The organism is Chromatiales bacterium, from assembly GCA_024234935.1.
Lineage (GTDB): Bacteria > Pseudomonadota > Gammaproteobacteria > Steroidobacterales.
On the sequence record JACKNI010000005.1, the window covers coordinates 119,363 to 133,976 of the forward strand.

The following is a 14,614-nucleotide window of genomic DNA, read 5'->3' on the forward strand; positions in this document are numbered from 1 at the left end:
GAGTTTCGCCGCATGGGCGAACGGCGGCGACAGTGACTTTCGCATCAGGAGTGAACGATGGCATTGCGACTCGAAGACAAGCAGGCTCTTGTCGAAGAGGTGAACGTGATCGCCGCATCCGCGATGTCAGCCATAGCGGCTGAGTATCGCGGCATGTCAGTGGCGCAGATTACCGACCTGCGGGCCAAAGCCCGCAGCCAGGGCGTCTACGTCCGCGTGGTCAAGAACACCCTCGCCAAACGGGCCGTTGAAGGCACCGAGTTTGCATGCCTCAAGGAGACCCTCAAGGGGCCGCTCATCCTGGCGTTTTCCCGCGAAGATCCGGGCGCTGCTGCCCGGGTATTCAAGGATTTCGCCAAGACCAATGAAAAGCTGGTTACCAAGGCCGTCGCCATCGGTGGCGTGCTCTACGGTCCGGCTGATCTTGAGCGCCTAGCGAGTCTGCCCACGCTGGATCAGGCCCGGGCCATGCTGCTCGGTGTCTTTCTGGCGCCAGCTACCAAGCTGGTCCGTACGCTTGCAGAGCCCCCCGCACTCGTTGCGCGGGTACTCGCGGCGCGCGGGAAGGCGGAAGAGGTCGCCTGAGGCTGCATCAGTTTTTACCGTATTCGGATAACCCGACTTAATTAAGTACTCAAGGAGATTTGACCATGGCTCTTTCGAACCAGGAACTGCTCAGCGAACTGAGCGCCAAGCCCATCATGGAGATCGTCGAGCTCGTGAAGATGCTCGAAGATTCGTGGGGTGTATCAGCCGCTGCGCCGGTAGCAGTTGCTGCCGCGGGTGGCACCGTCGCCGCTGCTGCAGTCGAGGAGCAGACTGAATTCACGGTGACCCTCAAGGCCTTCGGCGAAAACAAGGTCGGCGTCATCAAGGCGATCCGTACCATTACCAACCTCGGTCTGAAAGAAGCCAAGGATCTGGTAGAGGGCGCGCCGTCGGTCGTCAAGGAAGGCGTCTCGAAAGACGACGCGGCGGCCATCAAGAAGCAGCTCGAAGAAGCCGGCGCTACCGCAGAGATCAAGTGAGCGGTTGCAGGCTGATGCTTTATGGCCTGTGCGGGCTGTGAGGCTCGCGCTGATGCGATTTGGGAGTTTGTGGCAACGGTCGGTACCGCAGGTGCCGGCCGTGGCCATCTTTGCTCCGTATTCCGACTACGGGTGCCCTGACAGAGGTGCTGCGTCATGACTTTTTCCTTTACCGACAAGAAGCGTATCCGCAAGGATTTTGGCAAACGGCCGAGCATCCTTGGCGTTCCTCCACTCCTCTCCATTCAGGTTGATTCCTACAAGAAATTCTTGCAGGAAGACAAGTCTGTCGAGGGCCGCAATGACATCGGGCTGCACGCTGCTTTCAAGAGCGTGTTCCCGATCATCAGCTACTCTGGTAGCGCCGCACTCGAATACCTCAGCTATCGGCTGGGTGAGCCAGTGTTTGACGTCAAGGAATGCCAGCTGCGGGGGCTAACCTATGCTGCCCCACTGCGCGTCCAGGTGCGCCTGGTCATCTATGACAAGGAAGCGTCAGCGAGCAAAAAAGTTGTCAAGGAAGTCCGTGAGCAGGAGGTCTATCTCGGCGAAATGCCGCTGATGACCGAGCACGGTACCTTTGTGGTGAATGGTACGGAGCGGGTGATCGTATCCCAGTTGCACCGTTCGCCAGGCGTGTTTTTTGACCATGACAAGGGCAAGACCCATTCGTCGGGCAAGCTGCTCTTCTCGGCAAGAATCATTCCGTACCGCGGTTCGTGGCTGGATTTTGAATTTGATCCGAAGGATTGCGTGTTTGCCCGAATCGATCGGCGGCGCAAGCTGCCCGTCACCATCATCTTGCGGGCGCTCAACCTTTCGAACCAGGAGATGCTTGATCTCTTCTTCGAGAAGAATGACTTCTACCTTTCCTCGAAGGGATTCGAGTTCGGGCTCGTTCCGCAGCGTTTGCGTGGTGACACCGCGACCTTTGACATCAAGATCGGCCGCAAGCTGATCGTCGAAGAAGGCCGCAGAATCAGCGCCCGCCACGTTCGCGAGCTTGAAGACTCCGGTGCCAAGACACTGGAGGTTCCCAGGGAATATCTGGAAGGCAAGATCCTTGCTCACGACGTCGTCGACAAGGCAACCGGCGAACTGCTTGCACGCGCCAATGATGAGCTGACCCTGGCGATGGTTGACCAGTTCATCGAGAAGGGCGTGAAGCATATCCAGACACTTTATGTGAACGATCTGGATCGCGGTCCGTATATCTCGAACACCCTGCGAATCGACTCATCCGTCACGCGACTAGATGCACTCGTCGAGGTGTATCGCATGATGCGTCCGGGCGAGCCACCGACCAAGGATGCGGCCGAGAACCTGTTCCATAACCTGTTCTTCAATGCCGAGCGCTATGACCTCTCGGGCGTGGGGCGAATGAAGTTCAACCGGCGTGTTGGACGGACGGAGATTACGGGTACAGGCGTGCTCACCAAGGAAGACATCATCGACACGCTGCGGACGCTTATGGAAATCCGTAACGGTCGTGGCCAGGTAGATGATATCGATCACCTCGGCAACCGCCGTGTTCGCAGTGTCGGTGAAATGGCTGAGAACGCCTTCCGCGTCGGCCTGGTGCGGGTCGAGCGCGCGGTCAAGGAGCGCCTGACAATTGCCGACTCCGAAGGCCTCATGCCGCAGGAACTCATCAACGCCAAGCCGGTTGCGGCGGCGGTCAAGGAGTTCTTCGGGTCCAGCCAGCTCTCACAGTTCATGGACCAGAACAATCCGCTCTCCGAGGTTACCCACAAGCGTCGCGTATCGGCACTTGGCCCGGGTGGCCTGACCCGTGAGCGTGCCGGCTTCGAAGTCCGTGACGTGCATCCGACGCACTACGGCAGGGTCTGCCCGATCGAAACGCCGGAAGGCCCGAACATCGGCTTGATCAATTCCCTGTCTGTTTATGCGCGGACCAACGATTATGGCTTCCTCGAGACGCCGTACCGCAAGGTCAAGAATGGCCGGGTAACGGACGAAATCGAGTATCTGTCGGCCATTGAAGAAGGCCTGCACGTCATTGCGCAGGCGAATGCCGAAATGGACTCCAAAGGTGCGTTCGTTGAAGAGCTGGTATCGGTAAGACACCAGAACGAATTCACTTTGTTGCCGCGCGAACGAATCGACTTCATGGACGTGTCGCCAAAGCAGACCGTTTCGGTCGCTGCGTCGCTGATTCCGTTCCTGGAGCATGACGACGCAAACCGCGCCCTCATGGGCGCGAACATGCAGCGTCAGGCTGTGCCCACGTTGCGTTCCGATGTGCCGCTGGTCGGTACCGGAATGGAACGGGCGGTTGCGGTGGATTCCGGCGTTACTGTCGTTGCCCGTCGTGGCGGCACGGTGGATTCCGTTGATGCCTCGCGTATTGTTGTTCGGGTCAACGACGATGAGACCATCGCCGGTGAGCCGGGTGTCGACATCTACAACCTGACGAAGTACACGCGTTCCAACCAGAACACCTGTATCAATCAGCGGCCGCTGGTAAAGGCCGGCGACGTGATCGCGAAGCGTGACGTGCTCGCTGACGGTGCCTCCACCAGTCTCGGCGAGCTTGCGCTCGGGCAGAACCTGCTCGTGGCTTTCATGCCCTGGAACGGATACAACTTCGAAGATTCCATCCTGCTTTCCGAGCGGCTGGTCGAAGAGGATCGTTTCACGACGATTCACATCGAAGAGCTCGCCTGTGTCGCCCGCGATACGAAGCTCGGGCCCGAGGAAATCACTGCCGATATCCCCAATGTCGGCGAGACTGCGCTCGCCAAGCTGGATGAGGCAGGTATTGCCTATATTGGCGCCGAGGTGCGTGCCGGAGATATCCTCGTCGGCAAGGTTACGCCCAAGGGCGAAACCCAGCTGACGCCGGAGGAGAAGCTCCTGCGTGCGATCTTTGGCGAGAAAGCTTCGGACGTAAAGGATACGGGCCTGCGGGTACCGCCCGGCATGGACGGTACGGTTATCGACGTTCGTGTCTTCACCCGTGACGGCGTGGACAAGGACAGCCGGGCACTGGCGATCGAAACCGCCGAGCTCGAGAGCGTGCGCAAGGACTTTGACGATCAGTTGCGCATCCTCGAAGAGGACATCTTCCAGCGTGTCGAGCGCATGCTGGTCGGCAAGCAGAGCGAAGGCGGTCCGGGATCACTCAAGTCGGGTGGCCGGATCACGCAGGGCTATCTGGCTGAACTGGCCCGCGAGAAGTGGTTCGAGATCCGCCTGACCAACGATGATGCGAATGCGCAGCTCGAGCAGGCTGCCGAGCGCCTTCGTCAGCAGCGCCAGGAGTTCGACCGTCGCTTCGAGGAAAAGCGCAAGAAGATAACCGCCGGCGATGACCTGGCGCCCGGCGTGCTGAAGATGGTCAAGGTCTATCTGGCCGTCAAGCGTCGTATTCAGCCTGGCGACAAGATGGCAGGGCGTCACGGCAACAAGGGTGTCATCTCCACCATCGTGCCGGTGGAAGACATGCCGTACCTGGCAGACGGAACCCCGGTCGACATCGTCCTCAACCCGCTCGGTGTGCCCTCGCGCATGAACATCGGCCAGGTGCTGGAGACCCATCTGGGCTGGGCGGCCAAGGAACTCGGTCGCAAGATCGGAGCACTGATCGACGCAAATGCCGCCATGGCCGAGAAGCGAAAGTTTCTCGACGAGATCTACAACAAGACCGGCGGACAGAAGGTCAAACTCAGCGAGCTGACCGATACCGAGATCGACGAGCTGTCCGGCAACCTCCGGCATGGTGTGCCGATTGCGACCCCGGTGTTCGACGGTGCCAGCGAAGACGAGATAAAGAGCCTGCTGCAGCTTGCGGACTTGCCGCTTTCTGGCCAGGCGCAGCTGTATGACGGACGCACGGGCGAGGCATTCGACCGAACGACGACCGTTGGCTACATGTACATGCTGAAGCTCAATCATCTGGTTGATGACAAGATGCATGCGCGCTCAACCGGTCCGTACAGTCTGGTTACGCAGCAGCCGCTGGGTGGCAAGGCCCAGTTCGGCGGCCAGCGCTTCGGTGAGATGGAAGTCTGGGCGCTTGAAGCATACGGTGCGTCGTACACGCTGCAGGAGATGCTGACCGTCAAGTCTGATGACGTGCAGGGTCGTACCAAGATGTACAAGAACATCGTGGACGATACGCATGAGGTAGCGGCCGGAATGCCCGAGTCATTCAATGTACTCGTCAAGGAAATCCGTTCTCTCGCCATCAATATGGAACTCGAGAAGGACTAACTCACGCGGCTACCGGAAATCAGTAAACGCGCGGACCGAACAATGGCAGGTGGTGATACATGAGAGACCTACTGAAGCTTTTCAAGCAGCAGCATACGGTCGAGGACTTCGACGCGATCCGAATCCAGCTGGCTTCGCCGGAGAGGATCCGTTCGTGGTCTTTCGGTGAGGTCAAGAAGCCGGAGACGATCAATTACCGGACTTTCAAGCCCGAGCGCGATGGCCTGTTCTGCGCCAAGATCTTTGGTCCGATCAAGGACTATGAGTGTCTTTGCGGCAAGTACAAGCGCCTCAAGCATCGTGGTGTAGTCTGCGAGAAGTGCGGCGTCGAGGTGACGCAGGCCAAGGTCCGTCGTGACCGCATGGGTCATATCGAACTCGCAAGCCCGGTTGCGCATATCTGGTTCCTGAAGTCTCTGCCCTCGCGCATCGGCCTGATGCTCGACATGACCCTGCGCGAGATCGAGCGTGTCCTGTATTTCGAGGCCTTCGTGGTCATCGACCCGGGCATGACGCCTCTGGAGCGCGCGCAACTCCTGACCGACGAGCAGTATCTTGAGGCAGTAGAGCAGCATGGCGACGAGTTCGATGCCCGCATGGGTGCCGAAGCCGTCCATCACATGCTGCGTACGATCGATCTGCCGCGCGAAGTGATCAAGGTTCGCGAAGAGATTGCTGCCACCAACTCCGAAACCAAGATCAAGCGCCTGTCAAAGCGACTGAAGCTGATCGATGCCTTCATCGAGTCCGGCAATCGTCCCGAATGGATGGTGCTTACCGTATTGCCGGTGCTGCCGCCGGACCTGCGTCCGCTGGTTCCACTGGATGGTGGCCGGTTTGCGACCTCTGATCTCAATGACCTCTATCGTCGTGTCATCAACCGTAACAACCGGCTGCGCCGGTTGCTGGAGCTGAATGCGCCGGACATCATCGTCCGCAACGAAAAGCGCATGCTGCAGGAAGCAGTCGATGCGCTGCTGGACAACGGCCGCCGCGGCCGGGCCATAACCGGCACGAACCGCCGTCCGCTCAAGTCCCTCGCTGACATGATAAAGGGCAAGCAAGGCCGATTCCGGCAGAACCTGCTGGGCAAGCGCGTCGATTATTCCGGCCGCTCTGTCATCGTGGTTGGTCCGACGCTGAAGCTGCATCAGTGCGGTCTGCCGAAGAAGATGGCGCTCGAACTTTTCAAGCCATTCATCTTTTCCAAGCTGCAGCTCCGCGGCGAGGCTTCCACGATCAAGGCGGCCAAACGGCTCGTTGAACGTGAAGGCCCCGAGGTGTGGGATATCCTCGAGGAGGTCATCCGCGAGCACCCGGTGCTGCTGAATCGTGCGCCGACCCTCCATCGTCTCGGCATTCAGGCCTTTGAGCCCGTGCTGATCGAAGGCAAGGCCATTCAGCTGCATCCGCTGGTTTGCACCGCCTTCAACGCCGACTTCGACGGCGACCAGATGGCCGTCCATGTGCCGCTTTCGCTGGAAGCACAGCTCGAAGCGCGGGCGCTCATGATGTCGACAAACAACATCCTGTCGCCGGCCAACGGTGAGCCAATCATCGTTCCGTCGCAGGACGTGGTGCTCGGCCTCTATTACATGACCCGTGAGCGCATAAACGCCCGCGGTGAAGGCATGGTGTTTGCTGACGTCAGCGAAGTGCATCGAGCCTATGAAAGCCGGACTGTCGAACTTCACGCGCGGATCAAGGCGCGCATCCCGCATACGAGCCTGGACGCTGACGGCAATGTCGTCACGGTGATCAAGCTTGTTGATACCACGGTCGGTCGCGCGCTGCTGTCCGAGATCGTGCCCGAGGGGCTCGATTTCTCGATGGTCAACCGGAATATGGACAAGAAAGCCATATCCGGCAGCATCAATGCATGCTACCGCCAGGTTGGCCTGAAAAAGACCGTCGTGTTTGCCGACCAGCTCATGTACACCGGTTTTGCCTACGCCACCCGGTCAGGTATCTCCATCGGCGTAAACGACATGGTCGTGCCGGAGGAGAAGGTTTCCATTCTCAAGACGGCTGAGACGGAGGTAAAGGAAATCCAGGACCAGTTTGCCAGCGGTCTCGTTACCAATGGTGAACGCTATAACAAGGTTGTCGATATCTGGTCGCGCACCAATGATCTGGTGGCGAAGGCCATGATGGAAAAGCTGGGTACCGAGTCGACGGTCAATGCCAAGGGCGAAACTGTCAAGCAGGCGTCGTTTAACGCCATCTTCATGATGGCCGATTCCGGTGCCCGAGGTTCCGCGGCCCAGATCCGGCAGCTTGCCGGTATGCGCGGCCTGATGGCCAAGCCCGACGGGTCCATCATCGAAACGCCGATCACCGCGAACTTCCGTGAGGGGCTGGACGTACTCCAGTACTTCATTTCGACGCATGGTGCGCGGAAGGGTCTGGCCGATACGGCACTGAAGACCGCCAACTCCGGTTATCTGACCAGGCGCCTGGTGGACGTTGCCCAGGATCTGGTCGTGTCCTGTGAGGATTGCGGTACCACCAATGGCTTGTATATGAGCCCGCTCGTGGAAGGCGGGGACGTGGTCGAGCCGCTGCGAGAGCGGGTGCTCGGCCGGGTGCTGGCAGACCAGGTTTTGCGGCCGGGTACCAAGCAGGTGCTCCTCGAGGCCGGTGAGCTGCTGGATGAGCACAAGGTTCGCGAGCTTGAAGAGGCCAGCGTTGACCTCGTGAAAGTGCGATCGCCGATCACCTGCGATACGCGGCACGGTGTGTGTGGCCTGTGCTATGGCCGTGATCTGGCGCGTGGGCACCTCGTGAATATCGGCGAAGCCGTCGGCGTCATCGCTGCGCAGTCGATCGGTGAACCGGGGACGCAGTTGACGATGCGTACCTTTCACATCGGCGGTGCTGCATCACGGGCTGCTGCGGCAACCAGCATCGAGGTAAAGCGGCCAGGCACAATCCGCCTGCATAACGTGAAGACCGTACGCCACGAGAAGGATTATCTTGTGGCCGTCAGCCGTTCCGGTGAAATCGGCGTCATTGACGATCAGGGGCGGGAGCGCGAGCGTTACCGGATTCCTTATGGTGCCGTTATTGCGGTCGATGATGGCGACAAGGTCAATGGCGGGCAGATCGTCGCGACCTGGGATCCACATACGCATCCCGTGGTTGCAGAAGTCGGCGGTTTTCTCAAATTCCAGGATTTCGTTGAAGACGTATCTGTTTCCGAGCAGGTTGACGAGGTCACCGGTCTTTCGAGCTACCTGATCAGGGATCCGAAGCAGCGCGGTATCAGTGGCCGTGACCTGCGGCCCACGGCAAAGCTGGTCAATGCCAAGGGTCAGGAAATCTGTTTTGCCAACACCGATATTCCAGCGGTCTATGCCCTGCCCGTCGGCGCAGTGGTGACGATGGCCGATGGGGCGCGCGTTTCAGTCGGTGACGTTATCGCGCGTATTCCGCAGGAATCGTCGAAGACCCGTGATATCACCGGCGGTCTGCCTCGCGTTGCTGACCTGTTTGAGGCTCGCAAACCAAAGGATCCGGCCATCCTGGCCGAATTCAGCGGTACCGTGAGCTTTGGCAAGGAGACCAAGGGCAAGCGCCGCCTCGTCATTACGGACGAGAGTGGTGAGAAGCATGAGGAGTTGATCCCCAAGTGGCGTCATCTGGGTGTATTCGAGGGTGAGCAGGTTACGCGCGGCGAAATGATCGCTGATGGCGAGCCAAACCCGCACGATATCCTGCGCCTGCAGGGGGTTACGCGGCTCGCAGACTACCTGGTTCGTGAAATCCAGGACGTCTATCGCCTGCAGGGCGTGAAGATCAACGACAAGCATATCGAGACGATCATTCGCCAGATGCTGAAGAAGGTCGAGGTATCCGATCCGGGTGAGACCGGTTTGCTGCCTGGCGAAAACCTCGAGCGTTCGCGGCTTCTGGACCTGAATGAACTTGCGACGTCAAAGGACAAGCAGATAGCGCAGGCGGAGCCGTTGTTGCTGGGTATTACCAAGGCATCATTGGCTACCGAGTCCTTCATCTCGGCGGCCTCATTCCAGGAGACCACGCGGGTGCTGACCGAAGCTGCGGTCAAGGGCCTGCGGGACGATTTGCGCGGTCTGAAGGAAAACGTGATCGTCGGGCGACTGATTCCTGCGGGAACCGGATACCGGCACCACACCGAGCAGCAGCAGTCCCGCGAGCAGGAACTGCGGATGGAGTTGCAAGGACTGGAGCAGTCGGCAGTAAGCGCTGGCCTGGGTGATGACGACGGAGCGGCTGACGGTCCGTCCGAGGGAGAAGGCGACAGCGCCGAATAAGGGATGTTTGGGGGTCGGCTTGACACTATTTCCAGCCGGGCTCTAGAATCCCCGGTTCGGCGCGCCGTGGGCGCACCCGGTTGGTGCGCCTGTCGGTTCCGTTCAAGCATAACAAGAGGTTCAGGCCCAGCACGGCCTGGTCCTGGCCGTCAGCCCGACATGTGGACCCCGGAAGTTGTTCGGGGCGCCCACGGGCTGATTTTTTTCCGTTAACTTTGAGTAGCTAGTCTCTATGGCCACAGTCAATCAATTGGTGCGCAAGCCCCGGAGTGCTCCTACTTACAAGAGCAAAGTTCCTGCACTGGCCGGGAGCCCGCAGAAGCGCGGTGTATGCACCCGCGTCTATACCACGACCCCGAAAAAGCCCAATTCGGCACTGCGCAAGGTGGCGCGTGTCCGCCTGACGAATGGCTATGAAGTCACCAGTTATATCGGCGGCGAGGGTCACAACCTGCAGGAGCACTCGGTCGTCATGATTCGCGGTGGCCGTGTAAAGGATCTTCCGGGTGTGCGCTATCACACGATCCGCGGCACCCTCGACTGTGCGGGCGTAAATGAACGCCGTCAGGGCCGGTCCAAATATGGCGCCAAGCGCCCGAAGAGCTGACCTGGAGTTACGCATATGTCTAGAAGAACATCAGCACCGAAACGCACGATCCTGCCGGATCCCAAGTACAGCAGCGATCTGCTGGCCAAGTTCACCAACATGATCATGTGCTCCGGAAAGAAATCCGTTGCCGAAGGGATCATCTACGGGGCCCTGGACCGCATCGTCGAGCGTAGCGGCCAGGATGAGCAGAAGGCCGTCGAGTTGTTTGGCAAGGCGCTGGATAACGTCAAGCCGATGGTTGAGGTCAAGTCGCGGCGGGTTGGCGGTGCTACCTATCAGGTTCCGGTCGAAGTTCGCCCGGCACGCCGCCAGACGCTTGCCATGCGCTGGGTTATCGATGCAGCGCGTGTACGCTCGGAGAAGTCCATGGCGCATCGCCTGGCGCATGAGATTCTCGATGCCATCGACAATCGTGGTGCAGCCGTGAAGAAGCGTGAAGATACGCACCGGATGGCTGAAGCCAACCGCGCCTTCTCTCACTACCGCTGGTAGAGCCGGTCGCGTCCGAATATCTCAAGATGTTGTGCGACGCAAGGAACTGACGTGCCACGGGCTACCGCAATCGAGCAGTACCGCAATATCGGTATTTCTGCACATATTGATGCGGGCAAGACCACCACAATAGAGCGCATCCTGTTCTATACGGGCGTCTCGCACCGGATCGGCGAAGTCGATGATGGCGCAGCGACCATGGACTGGATGGAGCTCGAGCAGGAACGCGGCATTACGATTACTTCCGCAGCCACTACCTGCTTCTGGTCCGGCATGGACCGGCAGTTTCCCGAACACCGCATCAATATCATCGATACGCCGGGACATGTCGACTTCACCATCGAAGTCGAGCGGTGTCTGCGCGTACTCGATGGTGGTGTAAGCCTGTTCTGTGCAGTTGGAGGCGTCGAGGCGCAGTCCGAAACCGTATGGCATCAGGCCAACAATTATTGCCTGCCGCGCATCGCCTTCATCAACAAGATGGACCGCCCGGGTGCGGATTTCTTCCGTGTCGTACGCCAGATGCGGGACCGGCTCCGCGCCAATCCCGTATTACTGCAGCTGCCGGTGGGTGTGGCTGACGGCTTCAGGGGTGTCGTTGATCTGGTCAGGATGACCGCTATTTACTGGGATGACGAGAGCCAGGGCGTCAACTTTGAAAAAGGCGAAATTTCGCCAGCCATGACCGGTCTCGTACGCGAGTACCGCGAGAAGCTTGTAGAAGCAGCTGCAGATGGCGATGAAAAACTGCTGAAAAAATACCTCGAGCACGGTGATCTTTCTGCGGAAGAGATCAGCTACGGTCTTCGCCTGCGTACGCTTCGCAACGAAATCGTTCCGGTGACCTGCGGTTCTGCATTCCGGAACAAGGGTGTTCAGGCCGTGCTGGATGCGATCGTCGATTACCTGCCGTCACCGGCAGACAAGCCCCCGGTGATTGGCATCCTAGAGAACGGCGAATCCGGTACGCGAATTGTCAGTGACGATGAACCGTTCTGTGCGCTGGCGTTCAAGGTGGCGGCAGATCCCATCGCCGGGAATCTCACTTTCTTCCGCGTGTATTCCGGCGTTCTTTCTGTCGGCGACCAGATTCTCAATCCGTCCACAGGCGCAAGCCACCAGATTGGCCGGCTCGTTCAGATGCATGCCAACGAACGCGATGATATTCCCGAAGTCCGGGCTGGCGATATTGCGGCAGCGGCCGGCCTCGGCGATGTCAGTACCGGCGATACCCTGTGCGATCCCTCCAGCATCATCACGTTGCAGAAGATCGATTTCCCCCAACCGGTCATTTCGGTGGCCCTTGAGCCGAAGACCGGGGTTGATCAGGAGCGTATCGGGGCCGTGCTGCAGCAGCTCGCGCAGGAAGACCCTTCGTTCCACGTGTGGACAGATGACGATTCGGGTCGGGCCGTTGTAGCCGGCATGGGCGAACTGCATCTCGAGACCATCGTTGACCGGATGAGCCGTGAATTCGATGTGGCTGTAAATGTCGGGCGGCCGCAAATTGCATGGCGGGAGACCGTTCGCAGCAGCGTCGAGCAGGAAGGGCGCTTCCTCGTCCCGGAGCCTGATGCCGGGGTCCAGTATGCGCATGTCAAATTGCACATTCAGCCGCTGCCGCGCGGCAGCGGCTATGTTTTTGAGAACCGGGCTTCAGCCGATTCGGTCCCTGGCCAGTTCATTGCGGCGATTGATCAGGGTATCCGTGAGCAGATGGCAAACGGTATCCGCGACGGCTATCCGGTTGTTGATGTCAGGGTTGCGGTGACTGGCGGTTCGCATCACCCCTCTGAATCCACCGATCTGGCCTTCAGAATGGCCGCCTCGACGGCCTTTCGGGAGGGCTGCGCAAGGGCCGGGTCATTGTTGCTCGAGCCGATCATGAAGGTCGAGGTCAGTACGCCTGACTGTTTCATGGGGGAAATTACCGGCGATATTGCCCGCCGTCGCGGCGTCCTGACGGGTATTGATGACTGTGCGCTCGGCAAGCTGGTGCGCGCGGAGGTGCCACTGGCCGGGATGTTTGGCTATGCTACCGCACTCCGCTCCATGTCCCGGGGCCGCGCCACCTACTCGATGGTATTCGGGAAGTACATTGAAGCTCCCTTCAATGTTGCTGACTTGTCGGCCGAGAAACAGGAAGAATGCCGCGCACGGTTGACGCCGTGACTGCGGATGTAACAGAAGCACAAACAGATCGAAGAGAGAGCTGGTCATGTCGAAAGCCAAATTTGAGCGTACGAAGCCCCACGTCAATGTCGGAACGATCGGTCACGTGGATCACGGGAAGACGACGCTGACAGCGGCGCTGACCAAGGTGATGGCGGCGAAGTTCGGCGGTGAGGTGAGCGCGTACGACCAGATTGACAAGGCGCCGGAAGAGAAGGCGCGCGGCATCACGATTGCGACAGCGCACGTGGAGTACGAGAGCGAGGCGCGTCACTACGCGCACGTGGATTGCCCGGGACACGCTGACTACGTGAAGAACATGATCACGGGTGCGGCGCAGATGGACGGTGCGATCCTGGTGGTATCGGCAGCGGATGGTCCGATGCCGCAGACGCGGGAACACATTTTGCTGGCCCGCCAGGTCGGTGTGCCGTACATCGTGGTGTACCTGAACAAGGCGGACATGGTTGACGACGCCGAGCTCCTGGAGCTGGTCGAGATGGAAGTGCGCGAGCTGCTCTCGATGTACAAGTTTCCGGGTGACACGACACCGGTGATCACCGGTTCGGCGCTGAAGGCCTGGGAAGGTGATACCAGCGAGATGGGCTCGCAGAGCGTTGAGAAGCTGGTTGCGGCGATGGACAGCTTCATACCGGTGCCGGAGCGTGCGGTTGACGGTGCATTCCTGATGCCGATCGAGGACGTGTTCTCGATCTCGGGTCGCGGCACGGTGGTGACGGGGCGTATCGAGCGCGGGCGGATCAAGGTTGGCGAGGAAGTCGAGATCGTCGGCATCAAGGACACGACAAAGACGACCTGCACGGGCGTTGAGATGTTCCGCAAGCTGCTGGACGACGGTCAGGCGGGCGACAACGTGGGTGTGCTGTTGCGCGGAACGAAGCGTGAAGACGTGGAGCGCGGTCAGGTGCTGGCGAAGCCGGGTTCGATCAATCCGCACACGCAGTTTGAGGCTGAGGTGTACGTGCTGACGAAGGAAGAGGGTGGTCGTCATACGCCGTTCTTCAAGGGTTACCGGCCACAGTTTTACTTCCGGACGACCGACGTGACGGGTGCCTGCGAGTTGCCCGAGGGTGTGGAGATGGTCATGCCGGGTGACAACATCAAGATGGTGGTGACGCTGATCAATCCGATCGCGATGGAAGAAGGTCTGCGCTTCGCGATCCGCGAAGGTGGCCGTACCGTCGGCGCCGGCGTGGTCGCGAAAATTCTCAAGTAAGAGCAAAGGTAGTAAAGAAAATGGCCAAGAGTCAGAACATCAGGATCCGGTTGAAGGCGTTTGATCATCGCCTGCTCGACACGTCGGCACGCGAGATCGTTGAGACCGCCAAGCGCACTGGTGCCCAGGTTCATGGCCCGGTTCCTCTGCCCAGCCGCATTGAGCGGTTTACCGTTCTGACCTCGCCACACGTCGACAAGGACGCCCGGGATCAGTACGAAATCCGGACCCACAAGCGGTTGATGGATATCGTGGAACCGACCGACAAGACGGTGGACGCCTTGATGAAGCTGGAACTTCCGGCTGGGGTCGACGTACAGATAAAGTTGAACTAGCGGAAATTGAACTGGGCTAGAAGACTGTTATACTAACCGGCTACGCAGTAGGTGCCGACAGGTTCCCTGCGGTGCACAAAGCGTCGGTGGCTCCGGTCCGGAAGCGGGCTTTGCCACTCAAGAGCAAGGCTGAATAGACTGCCGTGGCCCCGGACGGGCCACATAACAAAATTGTTGAATCCGCCGTACGGCGCGGGTTCGGGGTCTCC

9 protein-coding genes are annotated in these 14,614 nt (G+C 59.4%); all 9 read left to right on the top strand.

The features are described 5' to 3' along the window. Window positions 1–57 precede the first annotated feature (57 nt). The 9 genes from rplJ (at window position 58) to rpsJ (ending at window position 14,405) form a co-directional block, all read left to right on the top strand. Complete coding sequence (rplJ, locus tag H6979_11340) at window positions 58–585, top strand: 50S ribosomal protein L10 (protein ID MCP5140434.1); 528 nt, start codon at window positions 58–60, stop codon at window positions 583–585. Window positions 586–650: 65 nt separating this feature from the next. Then, window positions 651–1,028, top strand: coding sequence for a 50S ribosomal protein L7/L12 (rplL, locus tag H6979_11345; protein ID MCP5140435.1), 378 nt, complete (start codon window positions 651–653; stop codon window positions 1,026–1,028). Window positions 1,029–1,184: 156 nt separating this feature from the next. Further along, window positions 1,185–5,264, top strand: a complete 4,080-nt coding sequence (gene rpoB, locus H6979_11350) for a DNA-directed RNA polymerase subunit beta (GenBank protein MCP5140436.1) — start codon at window positions 1,185–1,187, stop codon at window positions 5,262–5,264. A 59-nt stretch (window positions 5,265–5,323) separates the two neighbouring features. Then, entirely contained in the window at window positions 5,324–9,559 is a 4,236-nt protein-coding gene (gene rpoC, locus H6979_11355) for a DNA-directed RNA polymerase subunit beta' (protein ID MCP5140437.1), read from the top strand. Window positions 9,560–9,791: 232 nt separating this feature from the next. Beyond that, window positions 9,792–10,166, top strand: a complete 375-nt coding sequence (rpsL, locus tag H6979_11360; protein MCP5140438.1) for a 30S ribosomal protein S12 — start codon at window positions 9,792–9,794, stop codon at window positions 10,164–10,166. Between the two features lie 15 nt (window positions 10,167–10,181). After that, a complete protein-coding gene (gene rpsG, locus H6979_11365; protein MCP5140439.1) occupies window positions 10,182–10,661 on the top strand; it encodes a 30S ribosomal protein S7 in 480 nt (159 codons plus the stop codon). Between the two features lie 51 nt (window positions 10,662–10,712). Beyond that, entirely contained in the window at window positions 10,713–12,833 is a 2,121-nt protein-coding gene (gene fusA / locus H6979_11370; GenBank protein MCP5140440.1) for an elongation factor G, read from the top strand. 46 nt (window positions 12,834–12,879) lie between these two features. Continuing rightward, entirely contained in the window at window positions 12,880–14,070 is a 1,191-nt protein-coding gene (gene tuf / locus H6979_11375; GenBank protein ID MCP5140441.1) for an elongation factor Tu, read from the top strand. A gap of 20 nt (window positions 14,071–14,090) precedes the next feature. Beyond that, complete coding sequence (gene rpsJ / locus H6979_11380) at window positions 14,091–14,405, top strand: 30S ribosomal protein S10 (GenBank protein ID MCP5140442.1); 315 nt, start codon at window positions 14,091–14,093, stop codon at window positions 14,403–14,405. Window positions 14,406–14,614 lie beyond the last annotated feature (209 nt).

Bases quoted from the DNA above. Each gene is read 5' to 3' on its own strand.
- rplJ (MCP5140434.1), top strand. From the start codon at position 58: ATGGCATTGCGACTCGAAGACAAGCAGGCTCTTGTCGAAGAGGTGAAC.
- rplL (MCP5140435.1), top strand. From the start codon at position 651: ATGGCTCTTTCGAACCAGGAACTGCTCAGCGAACTGAGCGCCAAGCCC.
- rpoB (MCP5140436.1), top strand. From the start codon at position 1,185: ATGACTTTTTCCTTTACCGACAAGAAGCGTATCCGCAAGGATTTTGGC.
- rpoC (MCP5140437.1), top strand. From the start codon at position 5,324: ATGAGAGACCTACTGAAGCTTTTCAAGCAGCAGCATACGGTCGAGGAC.
- rpsL (MCP5140438.1), top strand. From the start codon at position 9,792: ATGGCCACAGTCAATCAATTGGTGCGCAAGCCCCGGAGTGCTCCTACT.
- rpsG (MCP5140439.1), top strand. From the start codon at position 10,182: ATGTCTAGAAGAACATCAGCACCGAAACGCACGATCCTGCCGGATCCC.
- tuf (MCP5140441.1), top strand. From the start codon at position 12,880: ATGTCGAAAGCCAAATTTGAGCGTACGAAGCCCCACGTCAATGTCGGA.
- rpsJ (MCP5140442.1), top strand. From the start codon at position 14,091: ATGGCCAAGAGTCAGAACATCAGGATCCGGTTGAAGGCGTTTGATCAT.